The sequence below is a fragment of the Amycolatopsis sp. lyj-84 genome, from assembly GCF_046549075.1.
GTDB lineage: Bacteria > Actinomycetota > Actinomycetes > Mycobacteriales > Pseudonocardiaceae > Amycolatopsis.
Genome location: NZ_JAJPWO010000010.1, coordinates 23,259 through 46,859 on the forward strand (window position 1 = coordinate 23,259; position 23,601 = coordinate 46,859).

The 23,601-nt window shown below is 69.2% G+C and carries 25 protein-coding genes; 15 read left to right on the forward strand and 10 right to left on the reverse strand.

The genetic code is table 11. The annotated features are described in order from the left end of the window. The first annotated feature begins 3 nt into the window (after positions 1-3). Positions 4-468 carry a YfbM family protein gene (locus ACLJRM_RS28175; protein ID WP_410664753.1) on the forward strand — a complete coding sequence of 155 codons (465 nt, stop codon included), beginning with the start codon at positions 4-6 and terminating at the stop codon, positions 466-468. 478 nt (positions 469-946) lie between these two features. Here the strand turns inward: ACLJRM_RS28175 and ACLJRM_RS28180 are convergent, their stop codons facing one another. Further along, entirely contained in the window at positions 947-1,345 is a 399-nt protein-coding gene (locus ACLJRM_RS28180) for a RidA family protein (RefSeq protein WP_410664754.1), read from the reverse strand. Between the two features lie 57 nt (positions 1,346-1,402). Here ACLJRM_RS28180 and mtnA point away from each other — a divergent pair, with 57 nt between their 5' ends. Next, a complete protein-coding gene (gene mtnA / locus ACLJRM_RS28185; RefSeq protein WP_410664755.1) occupies positions 1,403-2,368 on the forward strand; it encodes an S-methyl-5-thioribose-1-phosphate isomerase in 966 nt (321 codons plus the stop codon). Here mtnA and ACLJRM_RS28190 read toward each other — a convergent pair. The 4 genes from ACLJRM_RS28190 to ACLJRM_RS28205 all read right to left on the reverse strand — a co-directional run bounded on the left by ACLJRM_RS28190 (position 2,340) and on the right by ACLJRM_RS28205 (position 5,995). After that, positions 2,340-3,245 (reverse strand): nuclear transport factor 2 family protein, encoded by a 906-nt coding sequence (locus tag ACLJRM_RS28190; protein WP_410664756.1) that lies wholly within the window; start codon positions 3,243-3,245, stop codon positions 2,340-2,342. The two genes, mtnA and ACLJRM_RS28190, sit on opposite strands and share 29 nt — an antisense overlap. A gap of 67 nt (positions 3,246-3,312) precedes the next feature. Continuing rightward, positions 3,313-4,533: a GNAT family N-acetyltransferase gene (locus ACLJRM_RS28195; protein WP_410664757.1), complete on the reverse strand. Its 1,221-nt coding sequence runs from the start codon at positions 4,531-4,533 to the stop codon at positions 3,313-3,315. A gap of 53 nt (positions 4,534-4,586) precedes the next feature. Beyond that, entirely contained in the window at positions 4,587-4,802 is a 216-nt protein-coding gene (locus tag ACLJRM_RS28200; RefSeq protein WP_101605774.1) for a ferredoxin, read from the reverse strand. A gap of 2 nt (positions 4,803-4,804) precedes the next feature. After that, positions 4,805-5,995 (reverse strand): cytochrome P450, encoded by a 1,191-nt coding sequence (locus tag ACLJRM_RS28205; RefSeq protein WP_410664758.1) that lies wholly within the window; start codon positions 5,993-5,995, stop codon positions 4,805-4,807. A 113-nt stretch (positions 5,996-6,108) separates the two neighbouring features. On the opposite strand from ACLJRM_RS28205, the gene ACLJRM_RS28210 reads away from it, so the two are divergent. After that, positions 6,109-6,675 (forward strand): TetR family transcriptional regulator, encoded by a 567-nt coding sequence (locus tag ACLJRM_RS28210; RefSeq protein ID WP_410664759.1) that lies wholly within the window; start codon positions 6,109-6,111, stop codon positions 6,673-6,675. 41 nt (positions 6,676-6,716) lie between these two features. Continuing rightward, the gene (locus tag ACLJRM_RS28215) at positions 6,717-7,631 is read left to right on the forward strand and encodes a phosphotransferase family protein (RefSeq protein ID WP_410664760.1); all 915 of its coding nucleotides are present in this window, start codon (positions 6,717-6,719) and stop codon (positions 7,629-7,631) included. Here the strand turns inward: ACLJRM_RS28215 and ACLJRM_RS28220 are convergent. Further along, a complete protein-coding gene (locus ACLJRM_RS28220) occupies positions 7,612-8,814 on the reverse strand; it encodes a cytochrome P450 (RefSeq protein ID WP_410664761.1) in 1,203 nt (400 codons plus the stop codon). The genes ACLJRM_RS28215 and ACLJRM_RS28220 overlap by 20 nt on opposite strands. Positions 8,815-8,890: 76 nt before the next feature. After that, positions 8,891-9,451: a TetR/AcrR family transcriptional regulator gene (locus ACLJRM_RS28225; protein WP_410664762.1), complete on the reverse strand. Its 561-nt coding sequence runs from the start codon at positions 9,449-9,451 to the stop codon at positions 8,891-8,893. 50 nt (positions 9,452-9,501) lie between these two features. On the opposite strand from ACLJRM_RS28225, the gene ACLJRM_RS28230 reads away from it, so the two are divergent. Further along, the gene (locus tag ACLJRM_RS28230) at positions 9,502-10,047 is read left to right on the forward strand and encodes a hypothetical protein (RefSeq protein WP_410664763.1); all 546 of its coding nucleotides are present in this window, start codon (positions 9,502-9,504) and stop codon (positions 10,045-10,047) included. Positions 10,048-10,315: 268 nt separating this feature from the next. On the opposite strand, the gene ACLJRM_RS28235 is transcribed toward ACLJRM_RS28230, so the two are convergent. Next, entirely contained in the window at positions 10,316-13,090 is a 2,775-nt protein-coding gene (locus tag ACLJRM_RS28235; RefSeq protein ID WP_410664764.1) for an FAD-binding and (Fe-S)-binding domain-containing protein, read from the reverse strand. An 86-nt stretch (positions 13,091-13,176) separates the two neighbouring features. On the opposite strand from ACLJRM_RS28235, the gene ACLJRM_RS28240 reads away from it, so the two are divergent. From ACLJRM_RS28240 to ACLJRM_RS28270, 7 genes are all read left to right on the forward strand, one after another. Next, positions 13,177-14,346 carry a GAF domain-containing protein gene (locus tag ACLJRM_RS28240; protein WP_101605767.1) on the forward strand — a complete coding sequence of 390 codons (1,170 nt, stop codon included), beginning with the start codon at positions 13,177-13,179 and terminating at the stop codon, positions 14,344-14,346. Further along, positions 14,316-14,957, forward strand: coding sequence for a response regulator (locus ACLJRM_RS28245; protein WP_174720380.1), 642 nt, complete (start codon positions 14,316-14,318; stop codon positions 14,955-14,957). Before ACLJRM_RS28240 ends, ACLJRM_RS28245 begins: the two co-directional genes overlap by 31 nt. Before the next feature lie 179 nt (positions 14,958-15,136). Beyond that, a complete protein-coding gene (locus tag ACLJRM_RS28250; protein WP_101612982.1) occupies positions 15,137-15,946 on the forward strand; it encodes an ABC transporter ATP-binding protein in 810 nt (269 codons plus the stop codon). Next, complete coding sequence (locus ACLJRM_RS28255; RefSeq protein WP_410664765.1) at positions 15,943-16,719, forward strand: ABC transporter ATP-binding protein; 777 nt, start codon at positions 15,943-15,945, stop codon at positions 16,717-16,719. Before ACLJRM_RS28250 ends, ACLJRM_RS28255 begins: the two co-directional genes overlap by 4 nt. Further along, positions 16,716-17,594, forward strand: coding sequence for a branched-chain amino acid ABC transporter permease (locus ACLJRM_RS28260; protein ID WP_101605764.1), 879 nt, complete (start codon positions 16,716-16,718; stop codon positions 17,592-17,594). Before ACLJRM_RS28255 ends, ACLJRM_RS28260 begins: the two co-directional genes overlap by 4 nt. Beyond that, a complete protein-coding gene (locus tag ACLJRM_RS28265; protein ID WP_410664766.1) occupies positions 17,587-18,744 on the forward strand; it encodes a branched-chain amino acid ABC transporter permease in 1,158 nt (385 codons plus the stop codon). Before ACLJRM_RS28260 ends, ACLJRM_RS28265 begins: the two co-directional genes overlap by 8 nt. After that, entirely contained in the window at positions 18,741-19,991 is a 1,251-nt protein-coding gene (locus ACLJRM_RS28270; protein ID WP_410603963.1) for an ABC transporter substrate-binding protein, read from the forward strand. The genes ACLJRM_RS28265 and ACLJRM_RS28270 overlap by 4 nt, the downstream gene beginning before the upstream one ends. Here ACLJRM_RS28270 and ACLJRM_RS28275 read toward each other — a convergent pair. Further along, the gene (locus tag ACLJRM_RS28275) at positions 19,933-20,991 is read right to left on the reverse strand and encodes a Glu/Leu/Phe/Val dehydrogenase dimerization domain-containing protein (protein WP_410664767.1); all 1,059 of its coding nucleotides are present in this window, start codon (positions 20,989-20,991) and stop codon (positions 19,933-19,935) included. The genes ACLJRM_RS28270 and ACLJRM_RS28275 overlap by 59 nt on opposite strands. A gap of 111 nt (positions 20,992-21,102) precedes the next feature. Between ACLJRM_RS28275 and ACLJRM_RS28280 the strand changes: the two genes are divergently transcribed. The 3 genes from ACLJRM_RS28280 (at position 21,103) to ACLJRM_RS28290 (ending at position 22,596) form a co-directional block, all read left to right on the forward strand. Continuing rightward, a complete protein-coding gene (locus ACLJRM_RS28280) occupies positions 21,103-21,582 on the forward strand; it encodes an Lrp/AsnC family transcriptional regulator (protein ID WP_076164758.1) in 480 nt (159 codons plus the stop codon). Positions 21,583-21,713: 131 nt separating this feature from the next. Continuing rightward, entirely contained in the window at positions 21,714-21,983 is a 270-nt protein-coding gene (locus tag ACLJRM_RS28285) for a hypothetical protein (protein ID WP_410664768.1), read from the forward strand. Between the two features lie 40 nt (positions 21,984-22,023). Further along, positions 22,024-22,596 carry a GNAT family N-acetyltransferase gene (locus ACLJRM_RS28290; protein WP_410603959.1) on the forward strand — a complete coding sequence of 191 codons (573 nt, stop codon included), beginning with the start codon at positions 22,024-22,026 and terminating at the stop codon, positions 22,594-22,596. Positions 22,597-22,835: 239 nt separating this feature from the next. Here the strand turns inward: ACLJRM_RS28290 and ACLJRM_RS28295 are convergent, their stop codons facing one another. Beyond that, a complete protein-coding gene (locus tag ACLJRM_RS28295) occupies positions 22,836-23,510 on the reverse strand; it encodes a YigZ family protein (RefSeq protein ID WP_410664769.1) in 675 nt (224 codons plus the stop codon). Positions 23,511-23,601 lie beyond the last annotated feature (91 nt).

Genomic DNA, 23,601 nt, shown 5'->3' on the forward strand with positions numbered 1-23,601 from the left:
CCGATGGGCATGTGCGGTGCGTACTTTCGCGTCACGTCCGATGAACTGCGTGAGCTGATCGAGGAGCCCGATCGGTACTGGGACTACGCGGAGAAGACCAGGGACACCGAGCGGGCCGTGGACATCGACAAGGCGTGGCACGCGTTGTGGTTCCTGGCCGAGCGAGCCGGGATCGAGGTCGACTTCGTACTGGGAGGAACGCTGCTGGGGGAAGAGGGCGGCGACGGACCGGCGCGGTACTTCACGGCCGAAGAGGTGGGGAAGGTCGGCGCGGAGCTGTCGCGGACCGGGTTCGAGCAGCTTTCGCGGGGTGTCGAGCTCTCGGCTCTCGAGGCCAACGGCATCTACCCGTCGATCTGGGACGAGCCCGACGCGCTGGACTACGTGCGGGGTTACTACGACGAGCTCGTGACCTTCTTCGCCGGAGCCGCGAAGGCCGGGGATCCGGTCGTCACGATCGTCACCTGACGACGCCGCTTCCCAGGCCCCGGTGAGCAGGGGTCGTGAGTGGCGATTCGGGTTAGAGCCGAAGACCTGCTGCTTGTGGCAGGAGTTGGTCGCAGGTCCGTGAAGGCCTCCTTGCCTACCCTGAAGGTAGTGAAGGAGGCCTTCACGGACTACGTGATCGCCTCCGCAGCCTCGGGCGGCGGCGCCAGCCCAGCAGTCACGGGCGGCGGCGCGTGAAGGGCCACTTCCCTCGGCAGTACATGAAGGCCCCCTTCCTGTACCTAGGCGCAAGGAAGGGGGCCTTCATGTACCGCAGAGGAGAGCCTGGGCGACAGTGGCGTGGTGGGTCGAGTCGTTGCGAGGGCCGCGCCAGTGGCTTTCGCGACACGACCCCTGGGCAGCACGAACTCGCGAACACTCGCACGCAGAATCCAGCAGGCACCTACGGCACCCTTGGCTAGAACCCGAAGCGCCACTCACGACCCACTTGAGGAGACGCTCAGGCCGTGGCGGCGGTGACATCGAGTTCGACGAGCTGGCCGGGGTACCCGAGCTGCGCGACGCCGAGCAGGGTGCTCGCGGTCGTGAAGGCCTCCCCGATCTCCGACTCGACGAACCGGTCCCACACGGCCGAAAGCACGTCGGCGTCCGGCGTCACCACGTAGATCACCGTGCGCACGACGTCGGCCGGGGTCGCCTTGGCGAAGGCGAGCGCGGCGGCGGTGTTGGCGACCACCTGGTCGACCTGCGCGAGCACGTCACCCTCGACGACCTTGCCGTCTTCGGCGAGCGGGCACTGGCCGGCGAGGTGGACGTCCCGGCGGCCTTCGACGATGGTCACGTGGTGGTAGGTGGGCGTGGGATGCAGGCCGGGCGGATGGTGGCGTTGAATGGTCACGGGCCGCATCCTCACCGAGACGGCCGCGGCCGGACAACCGGATTTCACGGGGGAGCCATGCGCAGGACGATCGACTGGACCGGCGACGCGGTCACCATCATCGATCAGACCGCGCTTCCCGGCGAGTACCGCGTGCTCGAACTGCGCACGGTCGGCGAACTCGTCGACGCCGTCCAGCGGCTCGCGGTCCGCGGGGCACCGGCGCTCGGCGCGGCGGGGGCACTCGGCGTGGTGCTCGCGACCCGCGCGGGCGGTGACGTCGAAGCAGCGGCGGAGCGCGTCGCCCAGGCTCGCCCGACCGCGGTCAATCTGAGCTGGGGCGTCTCCCGCGCGCTCGCGAAGCTCCCGGAAGGGGCGGAAGCCGTCCTCACCGAAGCGCTGGCGATCCTCGACGAGGACGAGCGGATCAATCACGAGGCTTCCCGGCTGGCGGCCGCGGTGGTGCTCGAACACTGCGGGCGACGGCCGTTGCGGCTGCTCAGCCACTGCAACGCCGGCCACCTCGCGACGGTCGCCTGGGGCAGCGCGCTCGGCGTCGTCTGGCACCTGCACGCTCGCGGCCTGGTCGATTCCGTGCTGGTCGACGAGACCCGGCCGCTGTTGCAGGGTGCCCGCCTGACCGCCTGGGAACTGGCCGAAGCCGGTGTCCCGTACCGGATCCAGCCCGACGGCGCGGCCGCCGCCGCGATGAGCCGCGGCCTGGTCGACTGCGTCCTCGTCGGCGCCGACCGGATCGCCGCCAACGGCGACGTCGCCAACAAGATCGGCACCTACGGGCTGGCGATCGCGGCGAAACACCACGGGATCCCGTTCGTGGTCGTCGCCCCTTCGTCCACTGTGGACACCGCGATGCCGGACGGCGCCGGGATCGTGATCGAGGAACGCGATCCCGGCGAGGTCCTGAGCTTCGGCGGCACGAAGGTCGCCCCCGAAGGCGCGGAGGTGTTCAACCCGGCCTTCGACGTGACGCCGTTCGAGCTGGTCACCGCGGTGGTCACCGAGCAGGGCGTGCTGCGCCCGTGAGCAGCTCGGTGAACAAGGCCGCCGTCTCCGCGTCGTCGTAATTCAGCGGCAGCGTGTCGAAGTAGTAGCGGATCAGGCCGGGTCCGGTGCCCACGATCATCCCGAAGTCGATCGTCCGTCCCTTCGCCCGCACGGTTCCGCGGTACTCCTGGAATCTCGTACGCGGACCGGCCGCCGCCTGATCGGGCTTCAGGCGGACGTCGGTCATCGCTCCCGCCAGCCTGCCGAGGTAGGCGGCGTGGCAGGCCGGGTCCGTCACCGGCGCCGTCAGCCCCGGTCCGGTGAAGGCCGGTCCTTTCCGAGGACAGTCGTCGGCGACACCGGCGAACAGTTCGCGCAGGGCGTCTTTTTCGATGGGGCGGAACCATTCCGTCCGATCGTGGTAGCGGCGCCCCTGGGTGACTTCGCCGTCCTTGAGCACCACGCGGTACACGGCCGGGTAGCGCACCAACTCGCCGCGGATCACCGCTTCGTTGGCCGCTTCGTAGAACACGGTCTCGCCGCTGACCACGATCTTCACCGGCGTGAACCGGAAGGTCGGGAAGGCGCCCAGCAGGGTCCGCAGGTTGCCCTCGATGTTCGTCCTGCCGCGTACCGGCGGGGCACTTCCCGATTCCGCCAAGGTGCCGTCGGCGGCGAAGATGCGGCCGTACGACCGGACGCGGGCTTCCCGCTCTTCCGGCGTGTCCGACCGCATCGCCCCGAATTCGGTCTGCCGGGTGATGAAGGCGCAGGCACCTGGCGAAACCGCGCCTTCGAGCCTGTCTCCCAGCTGGTCCAGGACGCCACAGCCCGCGCTCGTCCCCGCCATCGCCGTCCCGCTTTCCGCCAGCGTCGCACCGAGCACAAGGGCCGCCGCACCAAGGAATCTCTTCATTTTTCGCACTCGGTCACTCTGGCAAGCGAAGCCGTACCGGGTCGATTACCCGCCAGGTAATACCGCGCTAGAAGGATTCGACACAGGACGGCTCGCGGTCGGTGGCGAACGCCGCCGTGGCCCGCGAAACCGCCCCGGCGGTCCGCTCCTTGATCCGCCCGGCCGCGGCCAGCGTGCTCGGCCGCGTCCCGCCGAGGAAGATCGCGCCGAGGTCGATCACGTCCAGTTCGAGATCCGGCGAGTCCGCCACTCGGGTGACTTCGGCGTTCCCCTCGGCGTCGGCGGTGAGCCGCCAGTTCCCGGTGTTCCACGGGCAGAACGCGTCGTGCACACCGAACACCAGGTCCACCGGAGCGCCGTAGCGGCGGGTGACCAGGGCGCGGTCGACGTCGACGAGCCGGAACCACAGCGAGTCACCGGCGGATCTGGTCATTTTGCGGGGGTCGGCGAGCAGGTGGATGAGCGGTTCGTCGAGGGCGGCGAAGGCCTCCACCGTGACGACCAGGTCGTAGTCGAGCAGGAAGCGGTACAGCGTCGCGTAAGCCTCCGGCGTGGTCGCGACCAGTTCCTGCACGGTCAACGTGCCTTGCGGGCCTTCTTCGTTCCAGTCGTTCTTCACCCGGTAGATCACGTAGCCGTCCGGCAGGACGGCGAACTTCTGCGCGGTCGCGCCGTGGCGCCGGTACTCGGGGTCGTCGAGAAGGAATTCCCAGGTCGAATCGGGCCTGTCGAGCGCGCCGACCCGCTGCGGCGCTTCCTTTTCGTAGATCGCCCTGATCAGCGGGATCGCTTGCTCGCGCCCGACTTCGCGCACCCGCTCGGCTTCGAGTCCGACGCCGGGCCGGAACACGGACTTCGCGCGTACCTTCGCGCGGTAGAACTGCGCCGCGAGGCCGTAACCGAACCGTGAGTAGATGACCGCCTCGGACGCCCACAGTGCGGCGATCGGTTCGGCGCCGTCCTCGTGCAGACCGTGCAACTGCGCTCGCATGATCCGGGTGAGCACGCCCCGCCTGCGGTGCCCCGGGGCGACACCGACCGACGTCACCGCGGCCAGCGGCGTCTGGCGGGCACCGGGAACGGTGATCTTGCGAGTGAGCAGTTCACCCGCTCCGATGATGTCGTCACCGTCGAACACACCGTGCGTACGCTCCGGCTCGAACACCAGCTCTTCGCGGTGTTTCAATCCTTCAGTGAGATCGGTGAGAAAAGCGCCCGCGAGCAGTTCCGAGAACGCGGGCAGATCGTCGGTGGTCAGGGTTCGGATGGTCAAATCGTCATCACTCACCCAGTCGTCCTACGCCTGTTCACCGACGACCGCCACGCATTAACGAGCGAACATCAGGGCCGCGGCCCGATCACCTCGCCTTTTTCCAGCACTTCGATGGCCATCGCGGGGCAGGAGTCCGCCGCGTCCAGCACCATCTCGTCCGGGTTCACCTCTCCCGCGACCGCCTTCGCCGTGGCGCCTTCGAGTTCGAAGACCTCCGGCACCAAGGCGGCGCACATCCCCGAGCCGATGCACGTACCGCCATCGACCTCGACTTTCCAGCTCATGCTCACCATCCGATCGGCATGGAGCGGGGCCCCCGCACCAGCATCTGCGTCTTCCACACGATATCGCCGTCGAGGCGCAGTCCGGGGAAATCTCGCAGTAATGCCTTCAACGCCTCCTGCAGTTCCAGCCTGGCCAGCGGAGCACCGAGACAGTGGTGCACGCCGTGCCCGAAACCGAGGTGAGGATTGGCTTCCCTGCCGAATTCGAGGGTTTCCGCCGAGCTGAACTGGAGCGCGTCCCGGTTGGCGGCACCGATCGCGACCATCACCGGCTCGCCTTCCTTCACCAGCACGTCACCCACTTGGACGTCTTCGGTGGCGTAGCGGGCGAACCCGGCTCCGGCACCCAGGGGGACGAACCGCAGCAGTTCCTCGACCGCGGCCGGGATCAGGTCCAGGTCCGCGCGCAGCCGGGCGAGCTGCTCCGGCTGCTCGAGCAGCGCGTAGACGAAGTTGGGGATCTGGCTGGCGGTGGTCTCGTGCCCGGCGATCAGGATGCCGATGCACATGTCGACCAGTTCCAGTTCGCTCAGCCTGTCGCGGACGTCGCGCGCTTCGATCAGCGCGGTCATCAGGTCGTCCTGGGGCCGGGCGCGGTGCTCTTCGACGAGCACGTGCATGTACGCCCGCAGTTCTTCCTGGTTGGCCATCATCTCTTCGGTGGTCAACGGGCTGGTCGACAGCGCGGCGTCGCTCCACACGCGGAACTTCGGCCGGTCCTCGACGGGGACGCCGAGCAGTTCGCAGATCACCGCGACCGGGATCGGCAGCGCGTAGTCCTCGACCAGGTCAGCGGGCTGTCCCTTGGCCTTCATGTCCTCGATCAGGCCCGCCGCGAGGTCCGCGACGCGCGGCCGCAGCAGTTCGACGCGGCGCATGGTGAACGCCTTCGCGACCAGCGTGCGCAGCCGGGTGTGGTCGGGCGGGTCCATGGCCAGGATGCCGCCGGGCCGCCTGCCCGGCGCCATCCGCGGCTCGTCCTTGTCCGTGGCCATCGCGCGGGAGAACCGCCGATCGCCCAGGACGAACCGCGCGTCCGCGTACCGGGTGGCGAGCCACGTCGGCTCGCCGTGCGGGAGGCGGACGCGGAGCATGCCCTTGGTGTCGCGGGCGGTGGCGTAGGCCTCGTCGAGTTCGAGTCCTGTGTCCTGGTTGAACGGGTAGGCGATGAATTCGGCGTCTGTGGTGGTCATTTGTCCGGAAACCCCCCGGCTCGGCGGTTTGTAAGCAACTGCTTACAACGCTAACCACGATCACGGTGAGCGTCAATGCGCCTACCGTGCGACGTCCGGCTAGCCTGTGCCCGATGACGGAAGAACCGCAGGTCCGCAAGCGCGACGCGGCCGCGACGAAGGCGGCCCTGCTCGACGCGGCGGCGGCGCTGTTCGCCGAGCGCGGTTTCGACCGGACGACCGTGCGCGACATCGCGAAGCTCGCCGGAGCCAATCAAGCGCTGCTGTTCCGCTACTTCGGGTCGAAGGACGCGCTCTTCGAAGAGGTCCTGGCACGCGGCGGACGCGAGCAGATCGCCACCACGCCGCCGGACGAACTGCTCGGGACGGCGTTGCGCAGCATGCTGGAGTCCGACACCGGCCGCGACCGCACTCTCGACGCCTACCTGCGCTCGACGGGGCACGACAGCGCGGCGGGCGCCGTCCGGCGGCAGCTCGGCGAGGAGTACGCGAAGGTGCTCGCCACGCTGACCGACGCCGACGACGCGGATCTGCGGGCCGACCTCATCCTGGCCTGGCTGCTCGGGATCGGCCTGGTCCGCGAGATCACCGGCAAGGAGCCCCTGGCCAGCGCGAATCCCGACGACGTCTGCCGCCTCGTCCTCGGCGCGGCCCGGACGCTGCTGGAGCGCAGCGGGTAATCACGTCGCCATCCGCGGTCCGCTGTTCTACGGTCGGTCGCGTGATCCCGTTCCCGCCCGCCGGCACCGAAGCCGAGTTCGACTGCTTGACCAGGCAGGACCTTCTTCCGGCCGTGACGTCACTGACCGGATCGCTCGGCCTGGGCGAAGCCGTCCCCTTCACCGAGGGATCGCTGCCGGTCTACGCCGTCGGCGAGGACCTGGTCCTCAAACTGTTCCCGCCGGTACACCTCGACGAACTCCCCACCGAGCGGACGATGCTCGAAGTCCTGCACGGGAAGCTGCCGATCCCGACGCCCGCCGTGCACGACGTCGGCGAGCGGGACGGCTGGGGTTACGTGCTCATGGACCGCCTGCGCGGCGAAACGCTCAAGGACGCCTGGCCGAAACTGTCCACAGAGGACAAACACCGGCTCGCCCCCGAACTCGGCGAGGCCCTGTCCACGCTGCATTCCCTGCGCGACCCGCGGCTGGACGTCCTCGATCCGCCGGACTGGGCCGCGTTCGTGGCCGAGCAGCGCGCGAACGCCGTCGAGCATCACCGCCGGACCGGCCTCGACGAGGCCTGGATCGCGCAGATCCCGGCGTTCCTCGATTCCGTAGACCTTGGCTCGCCTCCTGTCGTCCCGCTGCACACCGAGTTCATGCGCGACCACGTCATGGTCGCCCACGACGGCGAACGCCCGCGACTGACCGGGCTCTTCGATTTCGAACCGGCGATGCGCGGCGCGGCCGAGTACGACTTCGTCGCCGTCGGCCTGTTCGTTTCCGGCGGTGACAAGGACTTCCTGCGGCGTTTGCTCGCCGGGTACGGCGCGGAACCCGACGAGGAGTTCTCGCGCCGCTGCCTCGCGTACGCGCTTTTGCACGTCTACAGCAATTTCACGTGGTACCTCAAGGTTCTCCCGGCCCCGGAAGAACCGACGCTGGAGAGCCTCAGCCGCGCTTGGTGGTAGCCCAGGTCACCGGCACGGCCTCCGGGCCGCGGAGCGAAAGCGGCGGCCGCCACGCGATTTCCGCGAGCGGCACGGCGAGATCCAGTCCGGGGAGGCCGTCGAGCAGTGTCCGGAACGCGATCTCCCCTTCGAGCCGGGCGAGTGCCGCGCCGAGGCAGAAGTGAAGTCCGTGCCCGAAGCCGAGTTGCGGTGCGTTCCGGCGCCGGATGTCGAACCGCGAAGCGCCGGGAAAGGCGGACTCGTCACGGTTCGCCGCGCCGGTGTGCGCCAGCACGGCCTCACCGCGCCGGACCAGGCCGCCACTCAGTTCGACGTCCTCCAGCGCGACCCGGAGCAGCGACGCGTCGGCCGGTCCGTCGAACCGCATGATCTCCTCGATGGCCCCCGCCGTCAGGCCGGGATCCGAGCGCAGCGCGGCGAGCTGCTCCGGATTCCCCGACAGCAGCACGATCCCGGTCGCGATCAGACTGACCGTGGTCTCGTGCCCGGCCAGCAGGAGCTGGGTGGCCAGGTCGATCAACTCGGCCTCGGTGAACCGGTCACCGTCCTCGTCGCGGGTGTGCACGAGGACGCTCAGCAGGTCCTCGCCCGGATTCGCCCGCTTGACGGCGACGAGTGCCGTCATGTCGTCCGCACCGTCACGCCGCGCCTGCGCCACTTCCGCCGGCGTGTACGCCATCGGCGTGACGATCACCCGCGACCACTGGCGGAACCGTTCCTTGCCTTCGAACGGGACGCCGAGGATCTCGCACATGACCGCGGTGGGCAGGGGGAAGGCGAACATCTCCACGAGATCCACCGGAGGACCGTGCCGGCGCATCGCGCGCAGGAGGCCGTCGGCGATCTCCTGGATCCGTGGCCGCAGCCCGGCGATCCGGCGGACGGTGAAGGCCGGTGCCGACAGCTTCCGCAGCCGCGTGTGATCCGGCGGGTCCATGTTCAGGATGCTGTGGTCACCGGTGGAGAAATCACCCGGCTCGATGAGACACGGCGCGCCGGGCGCGAGCAGATTCCGGGAGAACCGGGTGTCCGAGAAGATCAGGCGGACGTCTTCGTACCGAGTCACCAGCCAGCCTTCGCAACCACTGGGGAAGACGACCCGGGACATCGGCGGATACTCCGCGTAAATCTCCCCCATCGGGGTCGCGGCGTGGTTCTTGGCCGCGGGATACGTGGCTGTCATGGGCCGATGATGAGTGGCGGGGAGCACCGCCGGAAGACTCCGGCCGATCACCCGCCCGAAGAGCCGAAGATCCTTCTCACCGCGTGATAATCCCGCGCAGGAACTCCAGGTAATCCGGCCGCTCGACCGAGGACAGCAGCGTCCCGCCGCTCGCCCGCTGCGCCTGGATCAACCCGATGAAGGCCGTGTAGGCCAGCAGGCCGCGATGCCGTGCCTCGGCTTCGGGGCAGTCCATCTCCCGGAAGCACCGGACGATGAACTCGACGCGCCGCGCGGTGACCTCGGCGAGCAGCGGGCCGATCACCGGGTCACCGGCGTGAGCGAGCAGAGCCAGCTCGGCCCGTTCTTCGTCCCTCGCCCCGAAGACGAGCTCGAAGAGTTCGCGCAGCCGTCGCACCGGATCCGAGATCCCGTCCAGGAGGGTGATCAGCGCCTCGGTGTCCTGCTCGACCCAGCGGCGCACGGCGGCTTCGACCAAGGCGTCCCGGTTCGCGAAATGCCAGTAGAAACTGCCTTTCGTCGTCCCGAGCTTCGCGGCGATGGGCTCGACGGCGATCGCGGCGACCCCGCCTTCGCACAGCGCTTCGAGCGCCGCGTCGGCCCAATCTTCACGGGCGAGCTTCCGTTTCCCGGCCACCTTGCATACGCTACCGTACGGAAACCATACGGCACCGTACGGAGGCGGCCATGCCTTTCGGATCACCCGCGAACTGGGGCGCGACCCCGGACGAACGACGGCGCGCGCAGCCGGCGGACACCCTGCTCGACGGCCCCGTCGCGCTCTTCGACCGCGCCGTCACCGTGCACGCGCCCGCCGCGCTCGCTTACCGCTGGCTCTGTCAGATCTCGGTCGCGCCCTACAGCTACGACCTGCTCGACAACTTGGGCAAGCGCAGTCCGCGCACCCTCACCCCCGGCGCCGACGAACGCGCTCCCGGCGACACGCTGATCGTGTTCGAGCTGACCGAGGTGGAGCGGGGGCACAGCCTCACGGGGCGCACTTTCGCCAAGTCCGAGAACCTGTTCGGGCCGGTGGCCGCCACCTACTCGGTCGAGCCGATCGACGAGCGGTCCTGCCGGATGCTGTGCCGCATCGTCGTGACTTCTCAGGGGTTCCGCGGCCGCCTCAAGGAGTTCCTGCTCGGCTGGGGCGACCTGATCATGATGCGGAAACAGTTACTGACGTTGAAGAAGTACGCCGAACGCGACGCTCTGGCGCAACGCACGTCGTGAGTGGCGATTCGGGTTAGAACCCGAATCGCCACTCACGACCAACTCGACCCACGCGGTCCGGCGCTGAAGGCTCCCTTCGCCACGAACGACGCACCCGCCCTTGTTCAGGCACGGGCTGCCCGGGCCGACGGTGTTGCGAAAGCCACTTTCGCAACCTTCAACGTTGCGAAAGTGGCTTTCGCAACACCTGCCCCGCGACCGGCGCCGAAGGACGGCACGAGCACGCCACCGTTGGCTTACCCCTCAAGAGAGCCGTCCTTGCGACGCACTACGGCAGCGCGCGTCGTAGCAGCTCCGCCAGGTGCACGGCCTTGCGTCCGTCGAGTTGCTCGATCTGCGTCCGGCAGCTGAACCCGTCCGCGACCACTTCGGTCCCCTCGGCCGCGGCGCGGATCGCGGGCAGCATGCGGTCTTCGGCGCAGGCGACGGAAACGTCGTAGTGGCCGCGTTCGAAACCGAAGTTGCCAGCCAATCCACAGCAACCGGAGTCCATTGTGGAATTGTGGATACCCGCCGCGCGCATCGCGGCCTCGTCGGCGCCGAAGCCGAGCACGGCGTGCTGGTGGCAGTGGACCTGGCTGAGCGCTTCGACGTCCAGCGAACGGAATTCCAGCGGTGAGTCTTCGACGAGTTCGGCGAAGGTGCGGGTCTGCGCGGCGAGCAGTTTCGCCACCGGGTCACCGGGCAGGAGCGCCTCCAGGTCACCGCGGAAAAGAGCCGTGCAACTCGGCTCCAGCCCGGCCACCTGATACCCCGACCGCAGGTACGGCTCGAGGACGGAAAGCGTGCGGCGCAACACGTTCTTCGCCACGTCGAGCTGCCCGGTGGACACCCACGTGAGGCCACAGCAGACGCCGCGATCGGGCAGGACGACGTCGTAGCCGGCCGCGATGAGCACCTCGGCCGCGGCGTCGAGGACGTCTGGCGTGAGGTAGTTGTTGAAAGAATCGGGCCACAGCACCACGCGCCGGGGACCGGTCGCCCAGCGTTTGAGGTCGTCGCGGCGTCGCGTGAACGGTGTCCTGGCGAACGTCGGGAGCTCGCGTTCCGGTGCGATCCCGCCGAATTTCTTCAGCAGGCCGGAGAACCGGCGCGACATCGTGTTCGCCAGCCGTGGCGCCAGCGAGGCCGCGCGCAGCCACACCGGGAGCCAGCCCATCGAGTAGTGCGATGCCGGGCGCACCCGCCCCTTGTGGTGCTGGTGCAGGAATTCCGCCTTGTAGGTTGCCATGTCGACATCGACCGGGCAGTCGGAGAGGCAGCCCTTGCACGAAAGACAGAGATCCAGCGCCTCGGCGACCTCTTCCGAACGCCAGCCGTCGGTGATCAGCTCGCCGTTGACCATCTCGGCGAGCAGATGCGCGCGGCCGCGTGTCGAGTGCTTCTCCTCGTGGGTGGCGCGATAACTCGGGCACATCACGCCCGCTCCGGTGGTGTTGCGGCACTTCCCGACGCCGACGCACCGCCGCATCGCCTGCCCGAAGCTCCCCTGATCCTCCGGGTACGCGAGCGCGGTGACGTCCTCCAGTTCGAGCGGTGCCCGGCGAACCCGGAGATCGGCGTCGACCGGCCTCGGATCGACGAGGATGCCGGGGTTCATCCTGCCCGCCGGATCGAAGATCCCCTTGAACCGCGCGAAAAGCGCGAGGATCTCGGGGCTGTACATCCGGGACAGCAGTTCCGAGCGGGCCTGGCCGTCGCCGTGTTCCCCGGACAGCGAGCCGCCGTGCGCGGCGACCAGGTCGGCCGCCTCTTCGAGGAACGACCGGAACCCGGCGATCCCGTGCGGGGAAAGGAGATCGAAGTCCAGCCGCAGATGCAGGCAGCCCTCGCCGTAGTGGCCGTAGACGACGCTCTTGCGGCCGTGCTTCCGCATGAGTTCCTTGAACTCGCGCAAGTAGGCGCCCAGCCGCGCGGGCGGGACGGCGGCGTCTTCCCAGCCGGGCCAGGCTTCCTCGCCACCGGCCAGCCGCGTCGCGAGACCGGCGCCCTCCTCCCGGATGCGCCACAGCCGCTTCTGCGCGGCCGCGTCGTCCAGCAGCGCGGATCCGGTCAGCGCGCCCCGCAGCCCGGCGATCAGGTCGCGCGCCTTGTCCGGGTCTTCCATCTCGACGAACAACCAGGCCCCACCCGGCGGGAGTCCGTCGGCACGGCCCGGCTCCAGCAGTGCGACGAGGTCCGCGTCGACCCCTTCCACGGTCAGCGGCGACCACGGCAGGATCGCCGGGACCGCGTCGGCCGCGGCGATGTCGGACTCGAAGCCGAGCACCGCGAGGACCTTGCGTTTCGGCACCTCGGCGAGGGAGACCGTCGCCCCCAGCACGGTGACGCAGGTGCCCTCGCTGCCGACCAGCGCCTTGGCGACGTCGAAACCGTTCTCCGGCAACAGGTGTTCCAGCCCGTACCCGGACACCCGCCTGCTGAACGAGGACAGCTCGGTGCGCAGCAACGCCAGGTTGTCCCGGACGAGCGCGCGCAACTCCGAGAAGACCCGGCCTTCCGTACCGGGCTTGGCCGCTCGCTCGTCCACTTCGGACGGTGAGGTGGGCCCGACGGTCAGCCGGGTGCCGTCGTAGAGCAGCACGTCCAGTTCACGGACGACGTCGACCGTGCGCCCGTAGGCGACCGAATGCGAACCGCAGGCGTTGTTGCCGATCATCCCGCCGATCGTGCAGCGCGAATGCGTCGACGGATCGGGGCCGAAGCGGAGCCCGTGCGGCGCGGCGAGCGCTTGGAGGTCGTCGAGGACGGTCCCGGGCGCCACCCGCGCCGTCCGCGCCCCGGGATCGAGGTCGAGGACCCCGCCGAGGTGACGCGACAGGTCGATCACGACGCCCGGCCCGCACGAGTTGCCCGCGACGCTGGTGCCGCCGCCTCTGGCGATCACCGGCAGCCCGGCCTCCCGGCAGGCGGCGACGGCCGCGATCACTTCGTCGACGCTCCGCGGCAACACCACGCCCTGGGGCACGTGCCGGTAGTTGGAGGCGTCGGTCGTGTACAGAGCCAGTGTCGCGGCGTCGGCCAGGATCTCCACGGAGTCCATTCAAGACAACCGGGGGCGAGAACGCATCGGCGAACCTCTCCGGACGGGTGTGTCGGAAACCACGTCCGGTGTGCGATCGTGAGCGCGTGACGGCGAAACGCCAGGTCGCGACGGAACTCGCCGCCGAGCACAGCGCGGTGCTCGGCGGGCTTCTGCGCGAGCGCGAAGCGCTGCTCGCCACCCTCGACAGGGTCGCGGCGCTCAACGGCACCGCCCGGCTGATCCGCGAGTCGATCGGCACGCATTCCGGTTTCGTCGCCGAGCTGACCGGACCCGAACAGGCGGTGATCCGCTGGATGTCGGGCACCCGCACGGACGCGCTGCAGGACCTCGCCGTGCCGATCGGCCAGGGCATCGGCGGCCGCGTGCTGGCGCTGGGCAGGCCGGTGCGGGTCAACGACTACGTCAGCTCGCCGAGCATCACCCACCAGTTCGACGCGCAGGTCCGCGGCGAGGGTCTCGCCGCGATGATCGCCGTCCCGATCGTCAACGGGACCGAAACCGTCGCCATCGCGTACGCCGCCATGCGCGAGCCGCGCGACTTCGGCGACGACGCCGTCCAATCCCTCGTAGAGATCGCCGGGGAGGCGGGCCGGGCGCTGAAACTGGCGTCGGTCGCCGAGGCCGACCGCGAAACGGCGTTGTCCGCCGAGCGGCTCCGCATGCAGAGCGCGCTGCACGATTCCGTCGGCGCGCTGCTGTTCTCCATCGGTGTCCAGGTCCGGAACCTGCACGAGGACATCAGCGACAACCCGGCGCTCGAATCGCGGCTGCGGCGGCTGGAAGGCGACGTGTCGGCCGCGTCGCGGGCACTGCGCGAGTCGCTGCTGGCGCTGTCGGAGTCGAGTCCGGAGCGCGCGCTGCCGGTGGAACTGGCCGAGCACTGCCGCTCGTTCCAGGCCCGCTGCGGCGTCCCGGCGCGGTTCGTCCAGCTCGCACCGGTGCCGCGACTGGACGCCGAACGCACCGGACTGCTGGTCGCGGCCGTCCGGGAGGGCCTGCTCAACGTCGAGAAACACGCCGACGCGCTGTCGGTCGTGGTCAGCCTGCTGCCCAGCGAAGAGGGCGTGCAGGTGGTCGTCGCCGACGACGGGACCGGTCATCGTGGTGACGAACCGGAACCAGGGACCGGGATGGGCCTGCGCGCGCTGGCGGAACGCGCCGCGCGGCTCGGCGGCCGGGTCAGCCTGGTCCACGACGAGGACGACGGGTGCACACTGCGCGCTTGGGTGCCGGAACCGTGCCGTCGCCGGTGACCGTGCTCGTCGTGGACGACCATCCGGTGGTCCGCGACGGGGTGAGCCTGCTGCTGCGCTACGACCCGGCGATGACCGTGGTGGGTTCGGCCGAGACCGGCCGGGCCGCGATCCAGCGGGCGGGCGAGCTGAAACCGGTGTTGATCCTGCTGGACCTGCGGCTGCCGGACATGCTCGCGCCCGAGGTCATCGCCGAGCTCCGGCGCGTGCACCCGGCCGGGCGGATCGTGGTGTTCACCGCGCACGGCGACCATCAGGGCGTGCGGGCCGCGCTGGACTCCGGGGCGCACGGCTGCCTGCTCAAGGACGTCGCCGGGACGGATCTGGTGGCCGCGTTGCGGCAGGTGCTGAAGGGTGACCGGGTCGTCGATCCGCGCATCTTCCCCGACGACGGCCAGCGGTCCGACGCGCTGGCCCGCAGCGGCCTGACGCGGCGCGAGTACGAGGTCCTGCGGCTGGCCGCGCAGGGACAGACGAATCCGGAGATCGCGGAATCGACCGGGCTGGCGCGGAACACGGTGAAGACGTACCTGCAGTCCGCGCTGCACAAACTCGGCGCCCGCAACCGCGTCGAAGCCATCGGCAAGGCCTCCGAAGCCGGCCTCCTCTGACGCGTTTCGTCCTCTGGTTGCGGTACTTGCACGTGCAACTACCGCAACCAGAGGACGAGTTGCGCCGTGTCCGTTTTGTAGCCGGGTGGGTCTCCAAGTGGGGGTAACGCGGCGGAGGGTGCCCACGCAGGATGACCGCCACCGATCGTGACTCGCGTCACACGGACGGAGGAGGCGGCTTGCTGAGTGTCCGTGATCTTCAGGTGCGGTACGGCCGATCGGTGGCCGCACTGCACGGGGTCGACCTCGATGTTTCACCCGATGGAGTACTGGCCGTCCTGGGCAGCAACGGCGCCGGGAAATCGACCCTGCTGCGGACCGTCTCCGGCACCCTGCGCATGCACCGCGGCTCGATTTCCGCCGGCGAGGTCCGCTACGACGGCAAGTCGCTGACCAGGCTCGATCCGGCCCGCATCGTCGGGCTGGGCGTCGTCGGTGTTCCCGAAGGCCGTCAGGTCTTCGCGCGGATGACCGTCGAGGAGAACCTCCGCGCGGGCGGGATCGGCGCCCGCTCCCCCGGGCAGCGCGCCGCCGCGAGGAAACGCGTCGACGAACTCTTCCCGGTCCTGTCCGAGCGGGCCAAACAACGCGCGGGCCTGCTTTCCGGCGGTGAGCAGCAAATGCTCGCGATCGGCCGCGCGCTGATGTCGGGCCCGCGGCTGCTGCTGCTCGACGAACCGTCGCTCGGCCTCGCGCCGAAGATCGTCGAACAGATCGGCGCCATCATCCGCGAGATCCACGATCAGGGCACCGCCGTGGTGCTGGTCGAGCAGAACGCGGTGATGGCGTTGCGCGTGGCCGACCACGCGATCGTCCTCGAAGTGGGCCGGGTCGCGCTGGCCGGGACGACGGCCGAACTCACCGCGAGCGAGGACGTCCAACGGCTCTACCTCGGCGGCCACGCCGAATCGCAGGCCACCGCCGAAGCCGAGGCCGCGGACGCCCGCGAGCACCTCGCGGGCCGGAGCCTTTCGAGGTGGGCCGGATGACGCCGCCCGAGTTGCACGTCACGAACGTGACCCTGCGCTTCGGCGGGATCCGGGCGCTGGACGACGTCTCCTTCACCGTCGCCTCCGGTTCGCTGCACGCGCTCATCGGCCCGAACGGTGCCGGGAAGTCCAGTTGCTTCAACGTGATCAGCGGCCTTTACCGGGCGAACGCGGGCAGCATCCGGCTCGGTGACACCGTCCTTTCCAGACTCGCGCCGCATCGGCTGGCCGGGCTCGGTGTCGGCCGGTCGTTCCAGAACGCCGCCCTCTCCCCCGGCTCGACCGTGCTCGACAACGTCATGCTCGGACGGCACGCGCTGACCAAGGGCGGATTCCTCGCCTGCGGTCTCCGGCTGCCGTGGACGACCCAGGCCGAACGGCGGCATTCCGCGCGGGCCAAGGAGATCTGCGACTTCCTCGGGATCGGCGCGGTCGTCGATCTCCCGGTCGGGGCGCTGCCGTACGGGGCGGTGAAGCGCGTCGACCTCGCCCGCGCGCTCGCCGTCGAACCGGTCCTGTTGCTGCTCGACGAACCCGCGGCCGGGATGAACGCGACCGAGACCGCCGAGCTGGCCGGGACGATCCGTGACGTCCGCGACGCGCTCGGCATCTCGATCCTGCTCGTGGAGCACGACATGGGGCTGGTGATGGGCATCGCGGACCGGGTCACCGTCCTGGACTTCGGCAAGCGCATCGCCGACGGGACGCCGTCCGAGGTCCAGTCGGATCCGGACGTGATCAGGGCATATCTCGGCACGGAGGCCACCGCGTGAACACCTTCCTGCAACTCGTGGTGAACGGACTCGGTAAGGGCGCGGTGTTCGCGTTGCTGGCGCTGGGTTTCGTGATCATCTTCAAGGCGACCGAAGTGGTCAACTTCGCGCACGGCTCACTCGTGCTCTTCGGCGGCTACCTGGTCGTGGTGACCCGCGAATCGCTCGGCTGGGCGGGCGCTTCCCTGGTCGGCATCGTCTCCGCCGGGCTGCTCGCCCTCCTGCTGGAACGGTTGCTGCTGTCCCGCTCGCGGCACGCGGACGCGAACAGCCTGGCGCTGCTGACCATCGGCGTCGACGTGATCATCACCGAGGAGATCGTGCGACGGCTCGGCGTCACCCTGCCGTTCCTCGGCGACGCCTGGGACGCGCAGCCGTTCCAGATCGGCGGGATCACGCTGTTCCGCACGCATCTGGTCGCGCTGCTCGTCGCGGCCGTGCTGATCACCGCGTTCACCCTCGCGTTCAAGTACTCGAACTGGGGTGTCGCGATGCGGGCGCAGGCCGAGAACCGCGAGGCCGCCGCGCTGATGGGGATCCGCAGTTCCCGGGTGACGGCGACCGCGTGGGTGGTGGCCGGCGTGCTCGCCGGGGTCGCGGTGCTGTTCATCGCCACCCAGGACTTCTCGGGCGCGGGCCTGTCCCGCGGCACGCACTCCATCGCGCTCGCGGCGTTCCCCGCGGCCATCCTCGGCGGGCTGGATTCGACCGCGGGCGCGGTGGTGGGCGGGCTGGTCGTCGGCCTCGTCGAGGCTCTTTCGGCGCAGTACGTGTCGTTCGACTTCTCCAAGAGCGCGGTCTTCCTGGTGATGCTCGTGGTCCTGGTGGTGCGGCCGTCGGGGTTGTTCGGGACGAGGGAGAGCACACGTGTCTGACACCGCTGTGAAATCCCCCGCCCCGGCCCCGCCGGCACCGCCCGCGAAACGTGATCGGACACGGCTGATCAAGGCCCTGCTGTGGATCGCGCTGCTCGTCGTCCTCCTGGCGATCCCGCTGTATCTCGACGCCGCCTGGCTGAAGGCCGGGCAGTACATGATGATCGGCGGGGTCGGCGCGATCGGGCTGACCCTGCTGGTCGGGCAGGCCGGGCAACTGTCGCTGGCGCACGCGTTCTTCCTGCTCGCGGGCGCGACCGGGTACACCGTCCTTTCCGGACCGGCCGAGGACGAGCGTGTGTTCGGGCTCGGCCTCGACCCCGGCCTGTCGCTGGTCGGCGCGGTGGCCATCGCCGCGTTGCTGGGACTGGCCTTCGCCCCCGTTTCCGGACGGCTGCGCGGGATCTACCTCGGCGTCGCGTCGCTGTCGCTGGTGTTCCTGGGGCTCTACTTGGGACAGTCGGCCGAGACGCTGACCGGCGGGACGTCGACCGGGCGCACGCCCCAGCCGTTCTCCCTGTTCGGCTTCCCGTTCACCAACGACGGCCCCGAAATCGCGCTGATGGGCGTGCCGATCCGGCAGGCGGAACGGACCTGGTACCTGTTCCTGTTGCTGACGGTGCTCGCGTACGTGATCGCCCGGGCGGCGGTCTCCAGCCGGATCGGCCGGTCGTGGCGCGCGGTGCGGGACAACGAAGCCGCCGCGTCCGTGATGGGCGTCAAGGTCACGAGGGCCAAGGCGGGCGCGTTCGCGGTCTCTTCGGCGTACGCGGGACTCGCGGGCGCGATGACCGTGCTGTGGTTCGACATCCTCAAACCCGACGAAAGCGAATTCGGCACGTACGGCATCAACATCTCCATCGCCTTCCTGGCCATGGTGATCATCGGGGGACTCGGCTCGGTGCCCGGCGCGCTGGTGGGCGCGCTGATCGTCAACGGGCTGCCGCAGGTGCTTTCGCTGTACTCCGCCGATCTCGGCTGGTTCTCCGGAACCGGGGACGGCGCACTGACCCCGATCCTGGTCAGCTCGTTCGTCTACGGCGCCGCGATCATCCTCGTGGTGCTTTTCGAACCGGGCGGGCTCGCCGCGATCGGCCGCCGCATCACCCCCTCGAAGAAACGTCATCTCCCGGAGGAGCAAGGAAAATGAAACGCATGTATCCGGCCGCCGCGCTGGCGGCGGTCCTCGTCCTCTCGGCGTGCAGTACGAAAGCGGGCGACTCGGGGTCCTCGGGGGCGGACGGTTCGGGCGTCAAGGCGGGCAAGGGAGTGACGGCCTCGGAGATCACCCTCGGCGTGATGACCGACAAGACCGGGGTCTTCAAGAACCTCGGACTCGGCATCACGCAAGGGAACGAGCTGTGGGCCAAGGACTTCAACGCCGCGGGCGGGGCGTGCGGGCGCCAGGTCAAACTGGAGACCGTCGACCACGGCTACAAGGCGGACACGGCGAAAACCCTGTACCCGCAGATCGAGCCGAAGGTGCTCGGGTTCGTGCAGTTGCTCGGCTCACCGGTGGTGGCCGCGCTGAAACAGAACATCGCCTCGGACAAGACCGTCGCCGCACCCGCGTCGTGGTCTTCGGAGCTGCTCGACAACCCGTACGTGATGATCGTCGGGACGACCTACGACCTGGAGATCATCGACGGCCTTTCCTATTTCCAGGAACAAGGCCTGGTGAAGGACGGCGACACGATCGGGCACGTCTACATCGACGGCGAGTACGGCAAGAACGGCCTGCGCGGCTCGCAGTTCTACGCCAAGAAGCACAATCTGACCGTCAAGGAAGTCAAGATCACCTCGACCGACAACGACCTGACCAATATCGTCACCGGGCTCAAGGGTGACGGCGTCAAGGCGATCGTCCTGACCACCACGCCGGCCCAGACCGGTTCCGCGCTCGCGGCGAACAAGGCGCTCGGGTTGAACGTGCCCGTGCTCGGCAACAACCCGGTGTTCGATCCCGTGCTGCTGAAGAGCCCGGCGGCGAACGCGCTGGACAAACTGACGATCGTCGCCAGCAGTGTCCCGTTCTCCGCCGACCTCCCCAAGGCCAAGGACGTCGCGGCGAAGTACAAGGCGGCGTACAAGGAGACCCCGAACGGCGGGATCCCCTACGGCTACGCGGTCGGCGAAGTGTGGGGCGCGGTGCTCAAGAAGGCCTGCGAGAACAAGGACCTCACCCGGGACGGCATCGCCGCGGCGCTGAAGCAGACGACGTCGGCGAGCACGGAGGACCTGGTGGCGGCGCTGGACTTCTCGAAGGCGGGAACCCCGGCGACACGCCAGGTGTACGCGGCGACACCGGACGCGTCGGCCGAGGGCGGGGTCCGCTATGTCAAGCCGCTGTTCGAGGCTCCCGAGGCGAAGGAGTACGTGGCTCCGCACCAGAAGTGAGTCTCGCTTCGGCCAGTGCGTTCGCTTCGGCCAACGGTGTCGTGCCGTTGGCCGAAGCGGCGTCGAGAATCCTTCGCGTGGTCTCCTCCAGTGTCTCGACGCGGGCGAGCGCCTCGTCGTGTGTGAGCTTCTCCTTCTCCCGGCCGAGCGTGTAGACGACTCCCCCGGCACTCGCGACGAAATCCGGGATCCACAGGACACCCCTGGCGGCGAGGTCGTCCGCCACCGAGTCGTCGGTGAGCTGGTTGTTGGCCGGGCCGACGACGAGCGGCGCGCGGACCTCGGCGGCGGGGCCGAACACCCCGCCGACGGCTGCGGGGATCAGGACGTCGGCCTCGATGCCGAGTACCCGGTCCGGCGCGACGCGGCGCAGCCCCAGTCCCGCGGCGGCCAGTAGCCGCTGTTCGTCCACATCGGACACGGTGACCTCGGCGCCCTCCTCGACCAGGGCGTCCGCCAGATGCGCGCCGACCGAGCCGTAGCCGCTGATGACCACTTCGCGCCCTCGCATCGAGGTCTCACCGAAGACGGTCTTCGCCCCTGCCCTCAGTGCGGCGAGCACCCCGACCGCGGTCGGCCCGCTGGACGATCCGGTGCCGCCGTGCTCTTCGGGCACGCAGAACGCGTGCGGGGTCCGCTCGCGCAGCACGAGCATGTCGTCCGGGCCGGTGCCGACGTCCGGACCGGCGAGATACGCCCCGTCGAGTGACGCGATGAGGTCTGCGTGGTCGAGCAGGATGTCGCGCCGCTGCTCCGGCGAAGGCACCCGTTCGAGTGCGATGACGCTCTTGCCTCCGCCGAAGTCCAGGCCCGCGACGGCGCATTTGCGGGTCATCGCCGCGGACAGCCTCAGGACGTCGTCGATCGCGTCGCCCAGCTCCGGATAGACCTTGAACCGGCAGCCTCCGACGGCCGGGCCGAGCACTCGCGAATGCACGGCGACCATCGTGGTCACCCCGGACCGGCGCCCCCGCCGGACGACCAGCTCTTGTACGGACATCTTGCTTCCTCCTGCGCATTTAGTCGACTGGTTGCGCCGAAGTTAGGCTGTTCGTCAGGCGAATAGGGGCTTTGCCGAATGATATTCGGTATGCCGGAGAAAGGGGCAGGTGTGGACGAACTTGATTCGGCGATCATCCGGGAACTCCAGGCGGATGCGCGGCAGTCGAACCGCGACATCGCCCGCAAGGTCGGCGTCGCGCCGTCGACCTGCCTCGAACGCACGCGACTGCTGCGGGAACGCGGTGTCATCCGCGGCTATCACGCGGACATCGACCTGCGGAGCCTCAACCGCGGCGTGCAGGCGATGGTGTCGGCGCAGGTGCGGCCGCTGAGCCGGGAGGTGATCGACTCCTTCCAGCGCTCGGTCGCGGAATTGCCGGAGGTCCTTTCGGTCTTCGTCACCGCGGGGAGCGACGATTTCCTGATCCACGTCGCCGCACAGGACGTCGAACAGCTCCACTCATTCCTGGTGGATCGCTTGTCGAAGCGCAAGGAGATCGTGGGTTTCCGGAGTTCGATCATTTTCCGGCATCTGCGCAAGACCGAGCTGGAATCGCTTCCGCTGCGAATACCAGGTGACAACCCCTAGGTCTTCACCCTGGAATACCCGACACACCACCCTTGAGTACGCCCGAAATCCAAGACTTCGCACCGGAGAAGACGGAAACTGTCGGGGGTATGGGTTTGACTGTTCACAGCGGAACAGAAAGGAGGCACGCCATGGACGTTCGGACAGAGCTGAACCATCGTGAGCGGGCCACCCTGAGAGCGGTGGCCGAGGGCCACGCCGAGATCAGCTGCAGCTGCGAGCCGGACCTGTTCGTCGACGGTCTCGCCTGCTGCGACCAGCACACCGCGCACCGCCTCGCCCATCTCGGCCTGGTGGCACCCTCCCGGGGCGGCCGCTGGGGCGAACGCGTTCCCGCCCTGCTCACCGAGGCGGGAGCGGTGGCACTGGAAGGTCTCGTCAGGCCCGAGGTGGCCGCGTAAACAGGTTGCCCAGGTGCCCCCGGGCCGCCACGCTGTGCCGATGCGTGTCTTCCTGGAGACCGAGCGGCTCCTGCTGCGGCAGTTCACCGGCGCCGACGCCGACGACCTGTTCGCGCTCTACGACGACCCCGAAGTCATGCGGTACCTCAATGGGGGCAAACCCGCCGACCGGGCGGAGATCGAAAACCTCGACCTTCCCGCCTTTCTCGGTTACTACGAGCGTTTCCCCGGTTACGGGTTCTGGGCGGCGATCGAGAAATCCGGCGGGGCTTTCCTGGGATGGTTCCATTTCCGCCCGCTGCGCGGTCATCACACCGACGACCCCGAACTGGGTTACCGGCTGAACCGATCTTCCTGGGGCAAGGGATATGCGACCGAAGGTTCGCTCGCGCTCCTGGAGAAGGGCTTCACCGAATTCGGGGCGCGGCGGATCTGGGCGGCGACCATGGCGGTGAACCTGGGGTCCCGGCGGGTGATGGAGAAGATCGGGATGCGGCACGTCCGGACCTATCACGAGACCTTCGACGACCCGATCCCCGGCACCGAGGAGGGCGAGGTCGAGTACGCCATCACGCTGGAGGAGTGGCAGGCCCGGTCGCGTTTAGAGGACTAAACGCGACCGGTGGGGGTGCGGGCGACGGCCTCGGCCTCCATGGCGTCCCGAAGGCCACCTTTGCGACGCTGAACGTCTCAAGGGTTCCCTTCAAGACCTCGCTCACGACAGCGACCCGTCCACCCCGCGGGGCCCTTTCCCCTCATGCCATGCGGCGAAGGACCCCTAGCCCTCATCTCACGCGGGCAAAGCCACCTTCCGCTCACGGCAACCCGCTCGTCCAGACCGCATTTAGAGGACTAAACGCGGCCGGTGGGGAGCCAGGTCTCCCCGGCGTCCTCGGTGAGGGCCTCACCCCCGGTGAGGTCGGCGAGCCAGGCGTGGAAGGTGTCCCCCTCGTCCGGCGCGTGCCCGACGTCGAAGTGCGCGACGTCCTCGAACCGCGTGGCGTGCAGCAGGTACGGCGACGAGCGGATGTCGTTCTCCAGCCGTCCGGCCCGGTCGTAGTCGACTACGACCTCCACCAGCCGCAGCCGCCGGTACTCCTGCACACCGACGACGTCGACGGCCTCCGAGACGGCCTGCCCGTACGCGCGGATCAGGCCGCCGGCCCCGAGCAGCACCCCGCCGAAGTACCGGGTCACCACCGCGACGGTGTCGGTCAGCTCCCGGCGCCGGAGCACCTCCAGCATCGGGATGCCCGCCGTCCCCGCGGGTTCGCCGTCGTCACTCGAGCGCTCGATTCGAGGCACGCTTTCCCGCCGAGAATCCATCGAGCCGGCGCGGCCGTCGGCGCCCAGCACGAACGCGTGACAGTGATGCCGGGCCGCCGGATCCGCCTTCTTCCTGGCCGCGATCACCGCGCGGGCCTCCTCTTCCGAGGTGACCGGGGCGAGCGCGCAGAGGAAGCGTGAACGCCGGATTTCGATCTCGTGGACCCCGGTACCCGCCACGGTGAGATAACGATCCGCCATCGGCCAAGCCTCTCAAACCGGGCGGGCCGCTCTGCCGTTCGGGCGATTCGACGGTCACCCCAGGTCACCGCGAGACCGGCGAAACCCACTC

Bases quoted from the DNA above. Each gene is read 5' to 3' on its own strand.
- ACLJRM_RS28235 (WP_410664764.1), bottom strand. From the start codon at position 13,090: ATGGACTCCGTGGAGATCCTGGCCGACGCCGCGACACTGGCTCTGTAC.
- mtnA (WP_410664755.1), top strand. From the start codon at position 1,403: ATGCGCAGGACGATCGACTGGACCGGCGACGCGGTCACCATCATCGAT.
- ACLJRM_RS28285 (WP_410664768.1), top strand. From the start codon at position 21,714: ATGGACGTTCGGACAGAGCTGAACCATCGTGAGCGGGCCACCCTGAGA.
- ACLJRM_RS28255 (WP_410664765.1), top strand. From the start codon at position 15,943: ATGACGCCGCCCGAGTTGCACGTCACGAACGTGACCCTGCGCTTCGGC.
- ACLJRM_RS28220 (WP_410664761.1), bottom strand. From the start codon at position 8,814: ATGACAGCCACGTATCCCGCGGCCAAGAACCACGCCGCGACCCCGATG.
- ACLJRM_RS28200 (WP_101605774.1), bottom strand. From the start codon at position 4,802: ATGAGCTGGAAAGTCGAGGTCGATGGCGGTACGTGCATCGGCTCGGGG.
- ACLJRM_RS28290 (WP_410603959.1), top strand. From the start codon at position 22,024: ATGCGTGTCTTCCTGGAGACCGAGCGGCTCCTGCTGCGGCAGTTCACC.
- ACLJRM_RS28295 (WP_410664769.1), bottom strand. From the start codon at position 23,510: ATGGCGGATCGTTATCTCACCGTGGCGGGTACCGGGGTCCACGAGATC.
- ACLJRM_RS28205 (WP_410664758.1), bottom strand. From the start codon at position 5,995: ATGACCACCACAGACGCCGAATTCATCGCCTACCCGTTCAACCAGGAC.
- ACLJRM_RS28230 (WP_410664763.1), top strand. From the start codon at position 9,502: ATGCCTTTCGGATCACCCGCGAACTGGGGCGCGACCCCGGACGAACGA.
- ACLJRM_RS28190 (WP_410664756.1), bottom strand. From the start codon at position 3,245: ATGAAGAGATTCCTTGGTGCGGCGGCCCTTGTGCTCGGTGCGACGCTG.
- ACLJRM_RS28210 (WP_410664759.1), top strand. From the start codon at position 6,109: ATGACGGAAGAACCGCAGGTCCGCAAGCGCGACGCGGCCGCGACGAAG.
- ACLJRM_RS28270 (WP_410603963.1), top strand. From the start codon at position 18,741: ATGAAACGCATGTATCCGGCCGCCGCGCTGGCGGCGGTCCTCGTCCTC.
- ACLJRM_RS28175 (WP_410664753.1), top strand. From the start codon at position 4: ATGGGCATGTGCGGTGCGTACTTTCGCGTCACGTCCGATGAACTGCGT.
- ACLJRM_RS28275 (WP_410664767.1), bottom strand. From the start codon at position 20,991: ATGTCCGTACAAGAGCTGGTCGTCCGGCGGGGGCGCCGGTCCGGGGTG.